Genomic DNA, 18,860 nt, shown 5'->3' on the forward strand with positions numbered 1-18,860 from the left:
TCTAACTCGCGACACTAGCTCACCGCGTACGAATCGTGCCACGGCACGCTGGTCCGTCCCAATGACCTGCCGAGTCTCCTTTAGGTAGCGCCATTGTGATAGCCACAGCGGCGTACGCGAGCGGCGCTGCAAGCACAGCTGCCGCACCGAGCGTGCAGACCCGTTCATATGGTCCATGATCCGCACAAGCGACGGTCACGACGTCCCGTATCTGCGCGGCTACGGTTCGACGCACTTCCTGTCGCGGGACACGATGCGCAACGGCCAGCCGACGGCGGTGGCCAACGACATCATCGCGCTGATGAATGCACTCAACATCCGCGAGGCGACCTTCGCCGGGTTCGACTGGGGTGCGCGCACCGCGGATACCATCGCCGTGCTCTGGCCGAATCGCTGCAAGGGGTTGGGGTCAGTGAGCGGGTATCTGATCGGGAGTCAGAAGGCGGGGGCCACGCCGTTACCGCCCGAAGCGGAGTTCCAGGGGTGGTGCCAGTTCTACTTCGCCACCGATCGCGGGCAAGCCGGCTATGAAAATACACGCACGATTTCGCGAAGCTGATCTGGCGGCGGGCGTCGCCCCAATGGAAGTTCGACGACGCTACGTTCGAGCGCAGCGCGGTGGCGTTCGACAATCCGCATCATGTGGCTATTACGATGCGCAACTATCGGTGGCGCCAAGGTCTTGCCACCGGCGACGCGAAATACGACGGGCTCGAACAGCGGCTCGCTTCTACGCCGACCATCAGCGTGCCCACGATCACGATGGAAGGCGACGCCAACGGTGCGCCCCATCCCCCCGCCAGTGCCTACGCGAGCAAGTTCACGGGCAAATACGAGCACCGGACCATCAAGGGCGGCGTCGGTCATAATCTTCCGCAGGAAGCGCCGCAAGCCTTCGCGCAGGCGGTAATCGACGTCGACGCGATGTAAACGGGCAGGCCCATCTCCGGCCACGCACTGGATTCATCCGTGCGCCGGCAGGCACAGGCGAGCGACCTGCGCTTTCTCACTCACGAATTTTTTTAGATCGAACAGGAGGCGTCGTGATTGAACTATGGCGTTTATCTGCAACTGAACTGGCTCAGCGCATTCGAAACCGCGAAGTGTCGGCGCGTGAAGCGGCCACGGCCGCCCTCGAGCGGCTCGATGCCGTCAACCCGCTCATCAACGCAGTCGTCGCGCATCGGCCTGAAAGCGTCTACGAGCAGGCGGACAGGATCGACGAGGCGGTGGCCCGTGGCGAAGACCCGGGCCCGTTGGCGGGTGTGCCCGTCACGACGAAGATCAACGTCGATCAGGCGGGCTTCGCCACGACGAACGGAACACGCCTGCAAGAAAATCTGATCGCCGAGGCCAACAGCCCCGTCGTCGATAATCTCGTGCGTGCAGGTGCCGTGCTCCTTGGCCGGACCAATTCGCCGAGCTTTGCGCTGCGCTGGTTCACGGGCAATCAGATTCATGGACATACGCGCAATCCCCGCAATGCGTCCCTAACGCCAGGCGGGTCCAGCGGCGGCGCAGCCGCAGCCGTGACCGCCGGCATTGGCCACATTGCGCTTGGCACGGACATTGGCGGCTCGGTTCGTTACCCCGCCTATGCGTGCGGCGTGCATGGCCTGAGGCCAAGTTTCGGCCGGGTCCCGGCGTTCAACGCGTCGTCGCCGGAGCGTCCCATCGGCGCGCAACTGATGTCGTCTGCCGGCCCGATCGCGCGCACCGTGGAGGACCTTCGTGTCGCGTTGATCGCGATGTCGGCCCCCGACATGCGCGATCCGTGGTGGGTGCCGGCGCCGCTGATCGGGCGGGAGTTGCCGCTTCGGGCGCCGATCTGTCTGCGTCCTGGCGAAATGACGATCGCGAAAAGGGTCGAAGAGGCATTGCTTGACGCGGTGCGTCGTCTGAAAGATGCGGGATGGACCGTCGAAGAGATCGACGACGTGCCGGTGATCCACGACGCGGCCGAGGTACAGGAGCGTCTGTGGCTCGGTGACGGCTTTCCGGCGTTCTCCGATGCCGTCGCCCGCGACGGCGATCCTGGTGCCCGCGCCGTCGTCGAGGGGGTGCGTGCCAAGGTTGCCGCAATGCCCGGCGACGTCGTAAGCAGTTCGCTCGTCCGTCGCACGACATTGACGCGTCAATGGCGTCTTTTCCTGTCGCGCTACCCGGTGCTGCTGCTTCCCGTTTCGGGAGAACTGCCGTTTCCCGATGGTCTCGACATGCAGGGGGAAGCGGGCTTCCAGCGCGTCTGGGACGCGCAGCTGACGATGCGCGCGCTGCCGGCCATGGGGCTGCCAGGGCTCGTTGTGTCGACGGGCATCGCGAATGCCGTTCCCGTCGGCGTGCAGATCGTCGCCAGCCACTTCCGCGAAGATCTGTGCCTGCTCGCAGGCAAGGCGATCGAGGAACGCGGCACGCCTCCTTCGCCGATCGATCCCGTTGCGTGAGCGGTGCATTTCGATCGCCACGCGCGGAGTCGGGGAACTGCCAATGGCCGTCGCGGATCGCCGCGACGGCCATTGGCTTGAGCGCGCGTCAGATGAGGTAACGGTCGCATGGGTGATTGCGAACAAGACCACTTCTGCAGTGGAACTGCGTGCAGAGGCGCTGCAAAGCCCGCCGGATCGCTGACCGCAATGAAGCGACTGATGCGAAACGCTGAGAGGCTGGTCATTCAGATGAATAGCGAAAGTGCCATCCTCGTGGAGCGACTTGCGAGTGCCGAAGCGAACGAAGCCTTCGCGGTGTTTGCCCAAAGGCGCCAGCCGGATTTCACGAGAATCGCACGACAACAGGAACGGTACGCCCCAGGGGCACCGCCGGGTATCCCATTGTTGCTAATACATCGGCATGAAACATCGAGCTTGTCGAAAGCGTGACCTGCTTCACCGATGCGGGATTTCTCAGTGTGTCATCACCGCACCAGCGAACGCCAACATCGATCTCCAGGCCGATACCACTACGACACTTTCACAGCAGCGACCGAAGTGAAACAGACGTGTCGGCGAGCCGCGCTTCATCCAATGCAATACCGGCTGCGATCAAACGTCTGCATGCGCCGATATCGCGGCCCGAATTGACGGCAATCGCGGCTCGCATACGTCCAGTTTCATCCAACGCCATCACACAGAATGAGCCGCTACTGGGATCGCCGCGTGTAACGAGCCGATGCTGCGTTTCGATGAGGCCCAGCGTCTGCACATTGCAGTCGAACTGATCCGACCAAAGCCACGGCAATTCCGCGTAGATGGCCCGACCGCCGAGCATGTTTTCCGCAGCAACGGCAGGCTGGTTTTCCGCCACCTGCCAGGATTCGATTCTGACACTGCAGCCGAGCAACGGATTGGCATGCAACGTCACTTCGCCTGCCGCGAAGACCGCCGGGTCGCTCGTACGGCACTGCTCATCGACGACAATGCCATTGCGAACTTCGAGCCCGCAGCCTTCGGCGAGCTCGACGTTCGGCACGACACCAATTCCGACTACCACGACATCCGCGGCCACCGCGCCTGCGTCCGTCTGGATCGACGCGCCGCCGCTCTCGTAGGCGATCGCGTGCGGCATCGTGCCGAGACGAAGTTCGACGCCATGCCGCTCATGCAGGGCGGCAACGTACTGTGCCACGCTCTTCGGCAACGCACGCTGTAACAACGAGGGCGCGGGCTCGATCACCGTCGCCTCGCAACCGGCTTGTGTCGCGGCTGCCGCCACTTCAAGCCCGATGAAGCCGCCACCGAGGATGGCGACGCGTTTGCCCGGTGCGAGCGCCGCGCGCAATGCCCGAGCGTCAGCGAGCGTGCGGACATAGTGCAGCGGCACGCGTTCGTCCACGGGGCCGCTGAACCGGCGAACCCGCGAACCCATGGCGAGCAGCAGCCTGTCATAGCCGATCACGCTGCCGTCGTGCAGCCTCACGCGCGCACGCGTCCGATCGACTTCAATGACAGCAGCTAAAAGCCGCAAATCGATCCGCTGGGCCGCATACCAGTCATGCTGCCGGATAAAGGCCTTGCGCTCGCCTTCCCCGGAGATCAACGCATCTTTCGACAACATGGGGCGGTCGTAAGGCGCATGCGGCTCTTCGCCGAGCATCACGATGTCCACGTCCGCGTTCAGCGCGCGCAACGTCTCCGCCGCGCGCCGCGCAGCATGCCCTGCGCCCACGATCACATGCTGTTCATTCGACATTGACTTCCACCCTCGCATCGATAATCCGGATCGGAAAAGCACGCACCGCTTCGGTGATGGGTGCGCAACGCGGCGCACCCGTGCGGATGTCGATGAGGCCCTGATGCAGCGGACATTCGACGCACCCGTCTTCCACATAACCTTCCGAAAGCCGCGCGTGACCGTGCGTGCAGAGGTCGTTCAATGCAAACACTTCGTCGCCGATGCGAAATACCGCGATCTGGCGCTCGCCTGCGATCACGGCTGCCGGTTCCCCCTCGGCGAATTCGTCGAGCGCGCCGATGGGCTGCCAGTTGTCGATCTTCTGTTCCATGTCCCCTCCTCAAATTGGCGTCGCCAGCAGCGTCTGCACGCGCGATGTGTCGTACACCACTCGCTTGCTCTTGTAGCGCAATCCGTCCGGCGTGCGCACGACGCGGTCGTAGTACTTGCCCGCCTGATATACAGCGGACTCGCCATTTGCGCGCGTCTGCACCACGACATAGCTGCTTTCGGTTTCGAGCACGCCGCCCTGGTCGCTCACGATGGTCAGGCCCGATGTCATGTGACGGTACGTATGCTCTTCGAAGATATTCGCGTGACGCAGCGACACCACGCGATCGCGCAGCATCCTCCGGTTCGTGCAATGAATGATGCCGACGGGCAAGCCCATATCTGCGTTTTCTTTCGGCACGATCTCGTATAGACAGTCTTCGGTGAACAGGGTCGGCCACGCTTCGAGCCGGTCGTTGTCGAGATGGCTGATGTACTGGTTCTGCAGCATGTTCAATTCGAACCAAAGCTTCATCTGATCCATTTGCGCGTCCTTTTCCTCAATAGCCCATCAGCTTCTGATAACCGACCCAGAAGCGTCGAATCAGGCTTTCCGTGATCACCGTGTCCTGCTGGTCCGGGTTGCTGCGCGACATCTCGATCACCGACGTCGCGTCCGCATCGCGCACCGTGCCGCGCTGCACGAGTTCGGTGGCTTCCGTGTCTTCCATAGAGATATAGCCCGCAGGGCCGACCAGATTGGCCTGCTTGATACGCAGCGCGCGCAGTTCCGGCGTGTCGTCGGCATAGCCGAAAAAATGGAAGATCAGCTCGAAGTTGTTCGGACCTTTTGGCAGAATCTGGCGCGCGACCAGCGTGTTGTGGATCTGCTGGATCACCAGTTGCGGAAAGATCGGCTGGATATGGTTGGTGGTGTCCTCGTCGTATTCAGACACGAGGCCGAGAATCGAATCGTCTTCGAGCGCGAAGCCTTCGTCGAACGAACGGATCTGTTGCTGCCTGTAGGCCGCGGAGGTGTCCTCGCTCGTCTTCGTCACCGTGATGATGCTGTGCAGGCCGTGCGTCGCATCGGGAATCGATCGCGCCTTCATGCCGACACGGAAGATGTTGAAGGTCGTATGGAACAGATGCAGCATGCTCGCGTGATATGGGTCTTTCACGTTCTCGAGATACAGCTTCCAGTTGGAATTCGAATATTGCCGCGTACAGCCGAGATACTCGATCGGCTTGTGAAAGATACGGTCGATCCACGGACGCATTTGCGCACCAAGGTATTCGGCCAGCGGGGCCACCGCGTCGCTGAAGCTCGCGAAGACGAGGCCGAGATAGCTGTCCACGCGCAGCTTGCGCAGGCTGTGCTGCTTCGGATCGAAGTCGGCTGGCATGCCCGTCATGCCCTTCTGGCCGCGGCGGAACGGCACGCCGAGAAGATTGCCGCTGTTGTCGAAACTCCATTGGTGATAGACGCACGTATGCGAGGTCGCGTTGCCGCGCGCCTTTCGGCACACCGACGCGCCGCGATGCGCGCAACGGTTAACCCATGCAGACAGCGAACCATCTTCCGTGCGCGTGACGACGACGGGCGTATCGCCGACAAAAGTGCTCTTGAAGTCGCCCGTGTTCGGAATTTCCGCTTCGAGCGCGACGAAGTTCCACGTCGGTCCGCGAAAGATGCGCTCCTGCTCGCGCTCGTACACCGCCCGCGAGCTGAACACCTTGTAGGGCACGCGCGATCCGTCGTCGCGCGGAAATTGGACCATGTCCGTGTCCTGCATGTTCCCGAAGCTCACAGGCGTTTCGACTGTTTCCATGCTATTTTCTCCGCATTGTGGGGACCCGCTGCAGCAACGGAATCGCTGCTGCAGTGTGAAAATATTTTTGGAGGCTGAAAATGAAGGGTCTATCCGTTTCTGGCTGAACGCGGCCCTTCTATCCAGTTCAGGCAGTTTTATGAACGACGGCAAAGCGTTGAATCCGCGCGCCAGCGCGCTGGAATAATCATGAGATCCGCTCTTCGACTCCCCGCATTACGGCGCCACCGGTTATTCGAATCAGCCGATCTGGACGAGACCCGCGAACTGATTTCGCGGGTCATGCAGCCGCATTTGCTGTTTCCGCGAGGACGCACGCACGGTCGATCTCACATGGATTTCGTGCGGGTGGGAAGGCTCGGCATTGGCACGATTCGATTCGGCGGCCCCATACAGGTGGATGTCGAAGCCGTCGACGGATACTTCCTGATGATGTTTTGCGTCGCGGGCAATGCGGAGGTTCACGCGCCAGGCAGGAAAATCGTCGTGGACGACCAGCACGCTGTCATTCGCGCGCCCGGCGAACCGTTCAGCGCACTGCTCTCGCCCGATTGCGAGCAGTTGATCATGCGGATCGATCCGGCGTCCCTCAGCGGCGACAGCGCTTCCATGTTCGACGCAGAAGCCGCCGTGTCACTCGCAAGCGGTCCGATGCGCGCATGGAAAGAACAGTTGAAACTGATCGCCAGCTCAGCCGACCTGCTGAACATTGCTGCCCATAACCCGGCAGTGGGCGCACATGTCGAATCCCTGCTTGTCAGTCTGTTGTGCAGTCAGGACGCGGGCCACCACGCATTCTCGTCATCGACGATCGCACCGTCGTTCGTTCGCCGGGCCGAAGAATTCATGGCCGCCAACCTCGCAGCGCCGATACAGTTGCCGGACATCGCCCGCGCTGCCGGCGTGCCTGTAAGAACGCTTACCGAAGGGTTCTTGCGCTTCCGCAACATCAGCCCCATCAGCCTGATACGGCAAATGCGTCTTGACCGCGCGCGTCAGGCCATTCGGGAAAGCAAGCCCGAAGTTCGCGTCGCGACTATTGCGCTGGATTGCGGATTCACCCATTTCGGCCGCTTTGCCCAAGCCTACCGCGACCGGTTCGGCGAACTTCCGTCGGAAACATCACGGCGCGAGCAGCTTCGCTGACGGGCGATCTCAGGCATTGACCATCACCTGAGACACATTCGTCGTCGAAATTCGTCAAACGGGAAGCTGACTGCATTCTCGCCGCCTATCCAGGCCAGTGTCAGCACGCCCCTTTCAAACCCGTGAGTTCCCCTCATGGAACACCGTTTTGCGTAAAGCGGGCTTCGTTGATCGTCTTTTCGCACCATCATAGACGCCGTTACCGCTTCCCGCGAACGCGGGCCCGACAAACACAACGAGGAGGCACGTATGCAAGCAGTCGCCCCGACGTCAACGGCGTACGAGAACGAAACAGGCGTGAGCAGATATCGGTGGGCAGTGTTGTTCTTTGCATGGGCTGGCCTCATGCTCAGCACGGTCTGCCGCCTCGCATGGGGCACGTTGGCCCTTCCCGCCGGGGAGTCGCTCGGACTGCCGATTGTGGCCTTGGGCGTGTTCGTCACGGCGTTCTACGCAGGGTACGTGTTGTCGAATATCTTCGGCGGCGTTGCAACCGATCGCATCGGCGGTCGCGCGACGCTATCGATGTCGTTGCTTGGTCTCGCGGTCGCGACGTTCTGCTTTGGATTTACACCATCGTTGAGCGTCGGGCTTGCTCTGCAATGCCTGATGGGACTCACTGCGGGCGCCGATTACGCAGCGGGCGTCAAGCTCGTGTCGACATGGTTCGCAAAGAGCGAGCGTGGACGCGCTGTCGGGCTGCTAATGAGCGCATCGTCGATCGCTGTGATCGCTACCAACTCCATATTGCCCGCCCTCGTCGCGAAACTGGGCTGGCGCCACACCTATCATGCGCTCGGCGTGTGCGCCTTGTTGCTTGCGGCCGTCGCCGTCGTGTTCGTGCGTAACCGGGTCACACAGGTATCGCTGGAGGCCACGCGAAAGCCGCGCATAAGCACGCTTTTCACGCGCAACTTCCTGCTGCTCGCTCTCGCCGGGTGCGGGGCTTTCTGGGGCACGCTCGGCTTTGCATCGTGGGCCATCTCACTGATGGTGAAAGGACATCATCTTTCCCCGATGCGGGCGGGGTTCATCGTCGCGATTGCAGGCGCAGCGGGTCTTGTCAGCAAACCGTCCATCGGCTGGTTATCCGATCGGTTGGGCGGACGTCGCAAAGTCCTGACCATTGCCTCGCTTCTGTTTTTTTTTGCGGCATTGCTCGCGTTCGGTCAACTTTCGCGCGTCGATGCATTCACTCTTGCCGCTCCATTCATCGGCGTCGGCGCGTTCGTCTATAGCCCCTTGCTCGTCACGCTGGTCGCCGAACAGAGCGGTATCGACCGGTCGGGATCTGCGGCAGGCATCGCTAATGCGATCTGGCAGTCCGGCTCGGCGCTGTCGCCCGCTGTCGTGGGCCTCGTCTTCCAGGCCGGCCACTCATTCCCGATAGCGTTCGCCACATTGGCGCTCGGTCCGCTGCTCGGCGCAGTCTGCATGTTGTTCGTGAAAGAGCAAGTCAGCGTCTAGGCACTTGAAGTCATGTTTCAAAGGAGAGGAAAGGAATGCAGCACGTCACTCACACTTTCGACACCCCGTGGCGCTCGCATCAGATCGAAGGGTCGCGCGGCTATGAGTTCATCTTCAACATACTCGGAACGGAGTACACCGAAGCCTACAATATCGACATCGCGAAAGTGGCGCCGGGCGGATATTCGCCATTGCATATCGATCAGGACAATCACGCCTTCTATATCCTGGAAGGAGAAGGCGAAATCGACATCGCCGACAAGTGCTATGCGGTGAAGGCAGGCTCAGTCGTGCGGATTCCGCGTGGCGTCGTTCATGCGATCCGCAACGCCGGTGATGGCTGGTTGATGCTCCTGAGTATTTACGATCCGCCGCGCATCCGTCAGCAAAAGGCCGTGGAAGCAGTTTGAGAGTGAGGCGATAGCGTGCGCGGCGGGCACGCTCTAGAAGTAGTGGCGAATTCCGATTGCAACGACGCCTTGCGAGCTGCTGGAACTGAAGGACATGCCGAACAGTTGTGCCGGATAATGCCCGCTCGCGTGCTGGAAAACGTAGGTTGCGTAGATGTCGGTCGCCTTGCTGAACCGGTAGTCGTAGATCACGCCATACGTGCTGCGAATGCTCGCATAGAACACGTTCTTCGGCCCGTTGTTCTTGTCGAGAAACGTGTATTCCACGCCGACGACCTGGAACGGCGTGATGTTGTATCGAACGCCGACGTCATAGATGTTGGCGACATCGCCCGTCAGCGTCCAGCGCGAGTTGGTGTAGAGCGCGTTGAGGATGAAAGCGCCGAGCGTCACCGTCCCGCCAACGCCGAGCGTTCTCAACGCGCCCGGCGTCATGTTGTCCTTGCGCGTCGTATAGACGGCACCAACCAGCGACGACTTCGTCGTCCATGTCGCGCCATAGCTCTGCGTGCTGTTCGGCGAGCCGATTCCGGGTGCGTCGCCGAAGCCGTACATGGCGCCGAAGTGAAGGGATTCGACGGGCGCCCACGTCGCCTTGACGGAGTTGTCGACTTCTCCGCCGCCAATTCTGTCCAGCGACGGATTGCTGCCGTTATTGCCGAAGAAATTCGCGTTGATCGCGGGATGAAACTCGAGTGACGTGCCGTACCACGAGTTCGCTGTGGTCTGAAGGTAGTCCAGCATGAAATCGGTCTGCCTGCCGAGCAGGACCTGCACGACGTCGTTCGTCACGCCGACATACGCGTATCGGCCGAAGATGCGCTGCGCGTTCGCCGTGCTCTGCCCCAGCGCGCCGTTATTCGGCGAAAAGCCACCTTCGAGCCTGAAGATCGCCTTGAGGCCGCCGCCCAGATCTTCACGTCCCTGAAGACCCCACCGGTTGCCACGCATCATGCTGCTGGCTTCCTGCGCGCTGTGGTGTCCGCCCTGGTTCGACGTGTACTGGATGCCGATGTCGAGAATGCCGTATAGCGTCACCGAACTCTGCGCGTGTGCCCCCGTAGCGATCGTTGCCGCAACAACCGCTATGGCTGGATAGACCGTCGACCTCATTCTCCCCCCTGTGTGCGTAGCCATGAGAATCGCGGAGCACCAGGCCGCCCGGCCAGCACGCTTCAATGTACGTCGGCCGTCGCGAACTCCGCGGAACGGCTAAAAAGTGCATGGCCATTATTTGACGCACAAGGCGCGTGGGCGGAACACCGTTTTCTCAAACTGGTCATCCGGGTTTTCACTGTGTGTGCAGCGATCGCGTTCACGCGGGCTTGTGAAAGACGTATCGCGCTCGCATGTCTGCGAATGGACGCGCTCAGACGCGAGGGGAAATGAACTCCGATGTGACGAACGGCAAAAAAGCGTGCCTAAGGGTTGAAGCGTTCGGCGAGAAAGTCGATGAACGAACGGACCTTGCGCGTCAGCGTTCGGTGCCGCGGAAACACCGCGTAGATATCGCGTTGCCCTCTTTCCCAATCGGGCATCACGTGCACGAATCTCCCCTCGGCGATGTCCTGCCGGCACAGATAGTCCGGCAGCCACGCGAGCCCCGAGCCCGCGAGCAGGACAGTGCGAATGGTGCTCGTATCGTTGGCGAAAAAACGTGGGCAGACGGGAACGCTGACGAGTTCGTCCCCACGCCGCAGCGGCCATTCGGACGGGCCGTCGGCGATGTCGAGCATGAAGTGCGATGCCAGATCGGCGGGCGACTGCGGGGTGCCGTTCTTGCGCAGATAGGCAGGCGTCGACACCAGCATGAGCCGCGCGCAACCCAGCTTTCTTGCAATCAGCCGCGAGTCTTCGAGCACCCCTGTGCGGATGACGACATCGACTTCGTCGGCGAGCGGCGCGATTCTGTTGCTGGTGAGCGCGAGGGACACCTGCACCTCGGGATATGCGGCGAGATAGTCGGGAATGAGCGGCGCAATCATGAACTGCCCTGGCGTGACGGGCGAACTGACCCGCAGCAGACCGCGCGGCGTGAGCCTTGTCTGTCCGACTTTCTCTTCCGCGTCCTCGACCTCGCTCAATATCTTTCTGGCCGACTCCGCGAACAACAGCCCCGTCTCCGTCAACGCAAGCTTGCGATTGGAGCGAATGACGAGGGCAACACCCAAGTGTTCTTCGAGTCGCGCCAGCGACCGGCTGACCGACGATTTTGGCATGCCCAGCACACGCGACACCGCGCTGAAGCTCGTCAATTCGGAAAGTTTCGAAAAAACGCGGATATCGAGCAGTTCGATCATTTGTGTGCAGACGCCTGAGCTTCGAAGCCGGTGTCACGGCGCGCGCTCAGGAATGCGCGCGTCGGCGGCCGGCTTTCCACTTTCCTGCAACGACTTGTAACGGCAGACACGGAGGCTGTCAAACCGGGATTTCCTGAATGCCGGCCTGCCAGGCGCGCTCTCTGGAAACCGCGCAGATTGTCGAATCGCACGTTCCGGACGGGGAACATCGCGTTTCATCCAACCGTCTTGAACTCGAACCAATCCAATGTAACGATGGTTGCCAATTCGCGTACGCCAATACACGCGTTCCCTATTACTCATCACATGAGGTGAGCGTTGAAGATCGATCCCGAAGAGTTTCGCAAAGGACTCCGAGCCTTCACGACAGGCGTCACGGTCGTGTCGATGCCGGATGGCAAAGGCGGCATGCATGGGATGACTGCAAGCTCGTTCGCGGCCGTATCGGTGAATCCGCAACTGGTGGCCGTCAGCATCGCGAAAACGGCAAAATCGCATGTCCTCCTTTCCGGCGACAACTGCTACGCCATCAACATCCTGGGCGAGCATCAGGGCTTTCAGGGCCACTACTTCGCCAACAGGATGCAGGAGCGCTGGGATCCGCCGCACGAGTGGGTCGATGGGACGCCGATCCTGACGGGCACGATGGGCTGGTTCCTGTGCCGCCGCTGGGCCGCGTATGAAGGCGGCGACCACACGATTCTGGTTGGGGAAGCGTTGAAGATCCATCGGACGGACGATCGGCCGCTGGTCTGCAATCGCGGCATGTTCTATTCGCTCGGGCCGCCCGTCGAAGCGGTCAAGCCCGAGCTGCACGGCGCCAGCCTGTCCCGGCACGTCCACGCGGAAAACGCCACATCACCGATTAAGGAGCAAGCGTAATTCATGAGAAACATGATTGAAATCGTCGACGACGGTCCGATGAAATTGACGGGCGAATTCGAACTGCGCGATGACAAAGGCGAAGTCGTGCGCGCACGCAAGATCTATACGCTGTGCCGTTGCGGGCTTTCTGCGCGTCTGCCGTTTTGCGACGCATCGCATGAAGCCGCGGAGTTTTCGAGCTGTCCCAGAGCGCCGCAAGGCAAGGCGAATGCGGGTGCGGCAACGCAAACGGAATAACCCTCATCCATCAAACGAGCACGCCATGTCAATCGTCAAAGGTCAAATCATGGAAGGCGGTCCGCTTCATCTGGTCGGCGATTTCGAAATCGTCGACGCATTGGGCAATCGCTTTCCTCATAGCGGCATCTTCAGTCTCTGCCGGTGCGGTCATTCGCAGAGCAAGCCCTGGTGCGACGGCAATCATCGCGCTCGACGCTGGACGGGTTGCCGGGCAACGTCCGCGAGCGACGCAGCGCAGCACACCACCACATCGACACAAGAGTGAGGCGTGACCAGGTGCTCCATCGGAGCGCCTGTCGCCATTCAATACCGTGAGCCGCATCGAACCCGATGCGGCTGCCCGCATTTGACAGCCCTTTTCAGGCGAGCCGCAAGGCCATCCGATACAACGCCTCGCCCACTCCCGCCACGAGCCCCGTGGCATTGCTGTCCTTCAACTGGCCTTTCGCGTCGAAGGCTTCATGCGCCATGCTCAACGCAAACGCTTGGGGAATGACGAGCATCCCGAGCTTGTCCAGAACCGCGCGCATGCCCGCTTGCGAGCGCAACCCGCCGAGCTGCCCCGGCGACGCGGACACGAGCGCCGCGGCTTTACCCGCCACCAGCGCGATACCGTTCGACCCGTCGCCGCGCGGCCGGCTGATCCAGTCGATCGCGTTCTTCAGAAGCGCCGTATACCCGCCGTTGTATTCCGGCGTCGCGATAAGCAGCGCGTGATGCATCTCGACCAAAGCCTGAAGCTTGCGCGCGCCGTTGGGCAAACCGCGTTCGGCTTCGAAGTCTCCGTCATAGATTGGCAGGTCGAAGTCGGCGAGTCGGGCCCGCGTCACCTCCGCGCCGGCATCGCGCGCGCCTTGCGCGGCAATGTCCAGCAGCTTCTGATTCAGCGACTCGCGGCGCGAACTGCCGTTGATCGCAAGGATTCTGACACCCATACACACTCCAGATACGTTTAAGGTTCGTACGCGCGCCGGCTCAATTGGCGGGCGGCGCGCGGTATTCGATCTCTCCGCCGGGCAGGAAATACATCATCAGCGCCCGGCCGGTTACAGTTGGAAAATGCTCGCTCATCGGCGGGAAGACGCGCCAGCCCGCGCCGTGCCCGCAAAACTGGGCGCCTTCTTCGAGCGGAACGATCATGTTGATCTCGCCCTTAGTGTGGCAGTGGTACTGGCCTTTCACATCGCGCAGCAAGCCGCTTTCGACGCTCATGTCCGACGTTTCATGCGACGGTTCCGCGATGCGGCCACGGCGATAGTCCTTGCCCTCGATATCCGCATAGGCTGCCCAGCCTTCTTCGACACCGAGCTTCAATAGCTGCGCGAGCCGCGCGTACGATGCGGTGCCTTCGCCATACTTTCTGTTCAGGCGCACTTCGAGCGCCGCGTCGAGTGGCATCGAGCGAATGTCTTCACACAGGCCGCGCAGCAGTTCCATCAGTTCCGCCTTGTGAGGTCCAGAAGGCAACATGTTTTCGTCTCCATTGAATGAACTTATCAGGCGGCCGTCTGCACGGTAGTCAGGCCGAAGAACTGCGCCGCATTTTCACCAAGCATGCGCTGCTTCGCCCGCTCGCTCAGCGCCGGATGGCTGTCGATCAGATGTCCGACGCGCTGCTCGCCAAGCGGGTAGGGATAGTCCGAACCGAGCAGCACACGCTCTGCGCCCATTACATCGACCAGCAGTTGCAGCGCGCGCGGATCGAACACCGCGCTATCCACGGAGAACCGGTCGACATACGACGAAGGTAGATGCGGACAGTCCTCACGCACGATGTCGCGCTCACGCCATGCGTTATCGACTCGGCCCAGCAGAAAAGCGAAGCTGCCGCCGCCATGGGCGAAGCACAGCTTCAGCGAACGCGGTATGCGTTCGAACGCGCCGGACAGGATCAGCGAAAGAATGCTCAACTGCGTTTCCGCCGGCATCGCGACCAGCCACGGCAGCATCCACTTCTTCATACGTCCATCCGTCATCATGTCCCACGGATGCACGAGCACGGGGATGCCTTCGTTCGCGCAATGCGTGAGGAACTGCACGAGGCTTTCGTCGTCGAGATCTTTCGGGCCGACATGATTGCCAATTTGCACGCCGCGATGACCGGCGGCAAATGCCCGCGACGCCTCCGCACACGCCAGATCGATGTCCTGCAGCGGCACCTGCGCCAGCACCGCAAGCCGCTGCGGCGCGACGGCGCACATTTCGAGCGCATGATCGTTCATCCGCTGCGCCCATTGCAGCGCATTCGTAGCGTCGTTGCGGTAGCCGAACATCACGGGCGTCGCGCACATCAGTTGCACGTCGATACCGAGTGCGTCCATATCCTCGATACGCCGCGCGGGATCCCACAACGCGCGCGTGACGGGCCTGAATGCCCGCTCCCCTGTCATGATCATGCCCGTCCCGCCGCCTGCATCGATCGCGAGCCACGGCGTATCCGCCGCACCGACCCGTGCGGCCTCTTCGCGCGATATACGCGGGAAGAAGTGTGAGTGCATGTCGATTCGCAATGTCATAACGATTGCCCTGAACCTTGCTGTGCCATGTGATTGGTTATAGGGCTTCGGCGCGCGTCGTGAACTCGGCCTGGCCGAAACCGTTCACCACGCATTGCACGTGCAGCCCCGGCGTCAATGGCTGGGCTGCCGTCGCGGCACCCGCCATGATCAGCGTGCCGACGGGCAGCACGACCTGCGCATCGGCCGCGACGCGCGATGCCTGCACGATCGAGCGCATCGGGTCGCCGAGTATCGCGGCCGTCGTTCCCACCTGCACGTCCCTGCCATCGAAGCGCATCACGACGCCCGCATTGCGAAGACCGTCGAACCGGTTCGACCATCCACCGATCACGAGGCCCGCACTCGAGCAGTTGTCGGCAATCACGTCTTCGAGCGTGAAGCGAAACGCCTTGTAGCGCGAGTCGATGATCTCCATCGCCGGCGCGACGGCTTCGAGATGCGACTGCGCCTCGAGTGCGGTGAGCGGACGGTCGATATCGCGCTTCGTGAGAAAGCACACCTCGGGTTCGACGCGCGGATGAATGAAGCGCCGCAGATCGACAGGCGCGCCCTCTTCTTCGAGCATCGCATCCGTCAACCATCCCCAGATCAGACTATCGACACCCATCTGGATCATCTTCGCGCGGCTCGTGAAACCGAGCTTGATGCCGACGATGCGTTCGCCGCGCGCCTTGCGCAGTTCGATCGACGCGCGCTGGATGCGATACGCGTCCTCGACAGAAAACGGTTCGTTCGCGCTCATCTGTTCGATCGCGCTGCCGTGCCGCGCAGCATCGTCGACGCGTCGTGCCGCTGCTTCGATATTCATCGTGCCGCCTCCGCTACGCGATTCGTGCGCTTCAGCAGATCGAGCGCGACATCGACGATCATGTCTTCCTGTCCGCCGACCATGCGCCGCCGCCCCAGCTCCACCATGATGTCGAATGCCGACAGGCCATACTTCTGCGCAGCCGCTTCCGTATGACGCAGGAAGCTCGAATAGACGCCCGCATAACCCAGCGCCAGCGTTTCGCGATCGACGCGCACCGGCCGCTCCTGCAACGGACGCACGATATCGTCGGCGGCATCGATCAGCTTCTTCACGTCGCAACCATGATTCCACTTCATCCTGTCGACGGCGGCGATAAACACTTCCAGCGGCGCATTGCCCGCGCCCGCCCCCATACCGGCAAGGCTCGCGTCGATGCGGTCGCACCCTTCCTCCAGCGCGACGATCGAGTTCGCGACGCCAAAGCTCAGGTTGTGATGTGCGTGCATACCCGTCTGCGTCGTGTCGTCCAGCACGTCCTTGAAGGCCCTGAAGCGCTCGCGCACGTCGTTCATGCTCATCGCGCCGCCGGAATCCACGACGTAGATGCACGTCGCGCCATAGCTCTCCATCTTCTTCGCTTCGGCGGCGAGGTTTTGCGGCGTCGTCATGTGGCTCATCATCAGAAAGCCGACGGTGTCCATGCCCAGTTCGCGCGCGTAGCCGATGTGCTGCTTCGCGATGTCCGCCTCCGTGCAATGCGTCGCGATACGCACCACGCGCGCGCCCGCATCGTATGCGGCGCGCAGATCGTGCACCGTGCCGATGCCTGGCAGCAACAGCGTCGCCACCTTCGCGCGCTCGACGGTCTGTGCGACCGCCTCGATCCATTCGATATCGGTATGGGCGCCAAATCCGTAGTTGAAGCTGGAGCCCGAAAGGCCATCGCCATGTGCCACTTCGATGCTGTCGACGCCCGCATCGTCGAGCGCTCGCGCAATCGCAACCGCCTGGTCGAGCGAGTACTGATGGCGAATGGCGTGCATGCCGTCGCGCAACGTCACATCCGATACGTAGATTTTTTTCGTGTCGAGATTCGTCATGTCATCGCTCCGTTCACGCTGCGATCCGGTTGGCCGCGAGTTGCTCGGCCGCGCGCAAGGCCGCCGACGTCATGATGTCGAGATTGCCCGCATACGAAGGCAGGTAATGCGCGGCGCCTTCGACTTCGAGAAACACGCTTACTTTCAGCGCGAATTCCGGATTGCCGAAACGTCCCGCAAATTGCGCTGGAAACGGAATGCGGTCGAACTGCACCGCCTGCTTGAGCCGGTAGCCGGGCACATAGGCGGCGACGTCGCGCACCATCGCATCGACGGATGCTTCGATGCTCTCGCGATCCGCGTGCTCATCGACGAGGCAATAGACGGTATCGCGCATCATCAGCGGCGGCTCGGCCGGGTTCAGCACGATGATCGCTTTGCCCACGGCCGACCCGCCCACGCTTTCGATCGCGCGCGACGTGGTCTCGGTGAATTCGTCGATATTGGCGCGCGTGCCGGGGCCTGCCGAACGGCTCGAAATGGACGCCACGATTTCCGCGTAATGCACGGGCGTCACGCGCGAAACGGCGCGCACGACGGGAATGGTCGCCTGGCCGCCGCACGTCACCATGTTGATGTTCGGCGCGTCGAGATGCTGATCGAGATTGACCACGGGAACGACGAACGGCCCTACCGCCGCGGGCGTCAGGTCGATTGCCGTGACGCCGCGTTGGGCCAGGATTTCCGCATGACGGCGATGCGCGCCTGCCGACGTCGCGTCGAAGACGATCCGCACGTCGTCGAACTCGCGCATCGCCAGAAGGCCGTCGATGCCGCCAGCCGTCGTCGCCACGCCGAAGCGCGCGGCACGCGCAAGGCCGTCCGACGCGGCGTCGATGCCGACCATCGCGCCCATCTTGAGGTGCTTCGCGTGTCGCAGGATCTTGATCATCAGGTCCGTGCCGATGTTGCCTGAACCGATCACCGCGACGGAGAGTCGAGTGTTGTCTTTCACGTTGCTGATTCCGTCTGATTGGAAAACAGTGCGCGCACGGAGCCGAGACCTTCGATGTGCGCGGCGAACGCGTCGCCGGGATGCACGGCGGCCATCGGGCCGAGCGCGCCTGTCAATACGATGTCCCCGGCACGCAGCGGCGCTCCCACGCGGACCATCGTGTTCGCGAGCCAGATGGCCGCATTGAGTGGATTGCCGAGGCACGCCGCGCCCGCACCGACGCTGACCTGATCGCCGACGCGCTCCATCACCATCCCGCAGCCGACGATATCGAATGCGTCGAGCTTGACGGGCCGGCTGCCGAGCACGAACAGGCCGCTCGATGCGTTGTCGGCAACGGTGTCCGCGAGCCGGATATCCCAGTTCGCGATGCGGCTGCCCGCGACCTCGATCGCAGGCAACGCGAAAGCCGTTGCGCGCAGGATGTCCGCGACCGTATGCCGCTCATGCAGCAGATCGTGTTCGAGCACGAGTGCGATCTCAGCTTCGACCTTCGGTTGCTGCGTGAGCACAAACGGAATCTCTTCGCCATCGCCATAGGCCATGTGATCGAACAGCATGCCGAAGTCGGGCTGATCGACGCCGAGCTGCGTCTGCACGGCGCGCGAGGTCAGGCCGATCTTCCGCCCGACGAGACGCGCACCGGCTTCGATCTGCCGCTGCGTGTTGATTTGTTGAATGCGGTACGCGCTATCGAGCGTATCGCCGCCGAGCGCGCCGATTGCATCGCGAACGGGCGGCGCCGCTTTGAACGGATGCTGCCGCTGCGCTTGCCAAAGCGTGTCGGCAATCGACTGAAGCGTCTGTGGATGCGTCAT

The 18,860-nt window shown here is 62.0% G+C and carries 21 protein-coding genes and 1 pseudogene; 9 read left to right on the forward strand and 13 right to left on the reverse strand.

The window, feature by feature from the left end; translation table 11 throughout:
* Positions 1 to 202 precede the first annotated feature (202 nt).
* The 3 genes and pseudogenes from BN2476_RS28725 to BN2476_RS49555 all read left to right on the forward strand — a co-directional run.
* A pseudogene (locus BN2476_RS28725) lies at positions 203 to 930 on the forward strand (alpha/beta fold hydrolase); the annotation flags it as partial.
* Positions 931 to 1,043: 113 nt separating this feature from the next.
* Complete coding sequence (locus tag BN2476_RS28730) at positions 1,044 to 2,444, forward strand: amidase family protein (RefSeq protein ID WP_087737614.1); 1,401 nt, start codon at positions 1,044 to 1,046, stop codon at positions 2,442 to 2,444.
* 43 nt (positions 2,445 to 2,487) lie between these two features.
* Positions 2,488 to 2,628, forward strand: coding sequence for a hypothetical protein (locus BN2476_RS49555; RefSeq protein WP_175607938.1), 141 nt, complete (start codon positions 2,488 to 2,490; stop codon positions 2,626 to 2,628).
* Positions 2,629 to 2,967: 339 nt separating this feature from the next.
* Here BN2476_RS49555 and andAa read toward each other — a convergent pair whose 3' ends face one another.
* The 4 genes from andAa to andAc are packed head-to-tail and all read right to left on the reverse strand — an operon-like array spanning position 2,968 to position 6,269.
* Positions 2,968 to 4,185, reverse strand: coding sequence for an anthranilate 1,2-dioxygenase system ferredoxin--NAD(+) reductase (gene andAa, locus BN2476_RS28740; protein WP_087737615.1), 1,218 nt, complete (start codon positions 4,183 to 4,185; stop codon positions 2,968 to 2,970).
* Entirely contained in the window at positions 4,175 to 4,498 is a 324-nt protein-coding gene (andAb, locus tag BN2476_RS28745; RefSeq protein WP_087737616.1) for an anthranilate 1,2-dioxygenase ferredoxin subunit AndAb, read from the reverse strand. Before andAb ends, andAa begins: the two co-directional genes overlap by 11 nt.
* Positions 4,499 to 4,507: 9 nt before the next feature.
* Entirely contained in the window at positions 4,508 to 4,981 is a 474-nt protein-coding gene (andAd, locus tag BN2476_RS28750) for an anthranilate 1,2-dioxygenase small subunit AndAd (RefSeq protein WP_087737617.1), read from the reverse strand.
* 16 nt (positions 4,982 to 4,997) lie between these two features.
* Entirely contained in the window at positions 4,998 to 6,269 is a 1,272-nt protein-coding gene (gene andAc, locus BN2476_RS28755) for an anthranilate 1,2-dioxygenase large subunit AndAc (RefSeq protein ID WP_087737618.1), read from the reverse strand.
* A gap of 189 nt (positions 6,270 to 6,458) precedes the next feature.
* On the opposite strand from andAc, the gene andR reads away from it, so the two are divergent.
* The 3 genes from andR to BN2476_RS28770 all read left to right on the forward strand — a co-directional run bounded on the left by andR (position 6,459) and on the right by BN2476_RS28770 (position 9,292).
* The gene (gene andR, locus BN2476_RS28760) at positions 6,459 to 7,415 is read left to right on the forward strand and encodes an anthranilate 1,2-dioxygenase regulatory protein AndR (protein ID WP_087737619.1); all 957 of its coding nucleotides are present in this window, start codon (positions 6,459 to 6,461) and stop codon (positions 7,413 to 7,415) included.
* Between the two features lie 249 nt (positions 7,416 to 7,664).
* Positions 7,665 to 8,882 (forward strand): MFS transporter, encoded by a 1,218-nt coding sequence (locus tag BN2476_RS28765; RefSeq protein WP_087737620.1) that lies wholly within the window; start codon positions 7,665 to 7,667, stop codon positions 8,880 to 8,882.
* A 35-nt stretch (positions 8,883 to 8,917) separates the two neighbouring features.
* Positions 8,918 to 9,292, forward strand: coding sequence for a cupin domain-containing protein (locus BN2476_RS28770; protein ID WP_087737621.1), 375 nt, complete (start codon positions 8,918 to 8,920; stop codon positions 9,290 to 9,292).
* 33 nt (positions 9,293 to 9,325) lie between these two features.
* Here BN2476_RS28770 and BN2476_RS28775 read toward each other — a convergent pair whose 3' ends face one another.
* Together BN2476_RS28775 and BN2476_RS28780 are read right to left on the reverse strand one after the other, a co-directional pair.
* Complete coding sequence (locus BN2476_RS28775) at positions 9,326 to 10,405, reverse strand: porin (protein WP_160111769.1); 1,080 nt, start codon at positions 10,403 to 10,405, stop codon at positions 9,326 to 9,328.
* Between the two features lie 308 nt (positions 10,406 to 10,713).
* Positions 10,714 to 11,592: a LysR family transcriptional regulator gene (locus tag BN2476_RS28780; RefSeq protein WP_087737623.1), complete on the reverse strand. Its 879-nt coding sequence runs from the start codon at positions 11,590 to 11,592 to the stop codon at positions 10,714 to 10,716.
* Positions 11,593 to 11,910: 318 nt separating this feature from the next.
* On the opposite strand from BN2476_RS28780, the gene BN2476_RS28785 reads away from it, so the two are divergent.
* Genes BN2476_RS28785 through BN2476_RS28795 form a run of 3 tightly spaced genes read left to right on the forward strand, consistent with a single transcriptional unit; the run spans position 11,911 to position 12,982 of the window.
* Positions 11,911 to 12,474, forward strand: a complete 564-nt coding sequence (locus tag BN2476_RS28785) for a flavin reductase family protein (RefSeq protein ID WP_087737624.1) — start codon at positions 11,911 to 11,913, stop codon at positions 12,472 to 12,474.
* Positions 12,475 to 12,477: 3 nt separating this feature from the next.
* Positions 12,478 to 12,714: a CDGSH iron-sulfur domain-containing protein gene (locus tag BN2476_RS28790; RefSeq protein ID WP_087737625.1), complete on the forward strand. Its 237-nt coding sequence runs from the start codon at positions 12,478 to 12,480 to the stop codon at positions 12,712 to 12,714.
* Between the two features lie 25 nt (positions 12,715 to 12,739).
* Complete coding sequence (locus BN2476_RS28795) at positions 12,740 to 12,982, forward strand: CDGSH iron-sulfur domain-containing protein (protein WP_087737626.1); 243 nt, start codon at positions 12,740 to 12,742, stop codon at positions 12,980 to 12,982.
* A 94-nt stretch (positions 12,983 to 13,076) separates the two neighbouring features.
* On the opposite strand, the gene BN2476_RS28800 is transcribed toward BN2476_RS28795, so the two are convergent.
* The 7 genes from BN2476_RS28800 to BN2476_RS28830 are packed head-to-tail and all read right to left on the reverse strand — an operon-like array spanning position 13,077 to position 18,860.
* Positions 13,077 to 13,652 (reverse strand): NADPH-dependent FMN reductase, encoded by a 576-nt coding sequence (locus BN2476_RS28800; protein WP_235851003.1) that lies wholly within the window; start codon positions 13,650 to 13,652, stop codon positions 13,077 to 13,079.
* 40 nt (positions 13,653 to 13,692) lie between these two features.
* Complete coding sequence (locus tag BN2476_RS28805) at positions 13,693 to 14,187, reverse strand: 4-hydroxylaminobenzoate lyase (RefSeq protein ID WP_087737627.1); 495 nt, start codon at positions 14,185 to 14,187, stop codon at positions 13,693 to 13,695.
* 26 nt (positions 14,188 to 14,213) lie between these two features.
* The gene (locus tag BN2476_RS28810; protein ID WP_087737628.1) at positions 14,214 to 15,233 is read right to left on the reverse strand and encodes an amidohydrolase family protein; all 1,020 of its coding nucleotides are present in this window, start codon (positions 15,231 to 15,233) and stop codon (positions 14,214 to 14,216) included.
* 37 nt (positions 15,234 to 15,270) lie between these two features.
* Positions 15,271 to 16,044: a 2-keto-4-pentenoate hydratase gene (locus BN2476_RS28815; protein WP_087737629.1), complete on the reverse strand. Its 774-nt coding sequence runs from the start codon at positions 16,042 to 16,044 to the stop codon at positions 15,271 to 15,273.
* A complete protein-coding gene (gene dmpG, locus BN2476_RS28820; protein ID WP_087737630.1) occupies positions 16,041 to 17,087 on the reverse strand; it encodes a 4-hydroxy-2-oxovalerate aldolase in 1,047 nt (348 codons plus the stop codon). The genes BN2476_RS28815 and dmpG overlap by 4 nt, the downstream gene beginning before the upstream one ends.
* A gap of 13 nt (positions 17,088 to 17,100) precedes the next feature.
* Positions 17,101 to 18,042 (reverse strand): acetaldehyde dehydrogenase (acetylating), encoded by a 942-nt coding sequence (locus BN2476_RS28825; RefSeq protein ID WP_087737631.1) that lies wholly within the window; start codon positions 18,040 to 18,042, stop codon positions 17,101 to 17,103.
* Positions 18,039 to 18,860, reverse strand: coding sequence for a 2-keto-4-pentenoate hydratase (locus BN2476_RS28830; protein WP_087737632.1), 822 nt, complete (start codon positions 18,858 to 18,860; stop codon positions 18,039 to 18,041). The genes BN2476_RS28825 and BN2476_RS28830 overlap by 4 nt, the downstream gene beginning before the upstream one ends.

The sequence above is a fragment of the Paraburkholderia piptadeniae genome (assembly GCF_900007165.1).
Lineage (GTDB): Bacteria > Pseudomonadota > Gammaproteobacteria > Burkholderiales > Burkholderiaceae > Paraburkholderia > Paraburkholderia piptadeniae.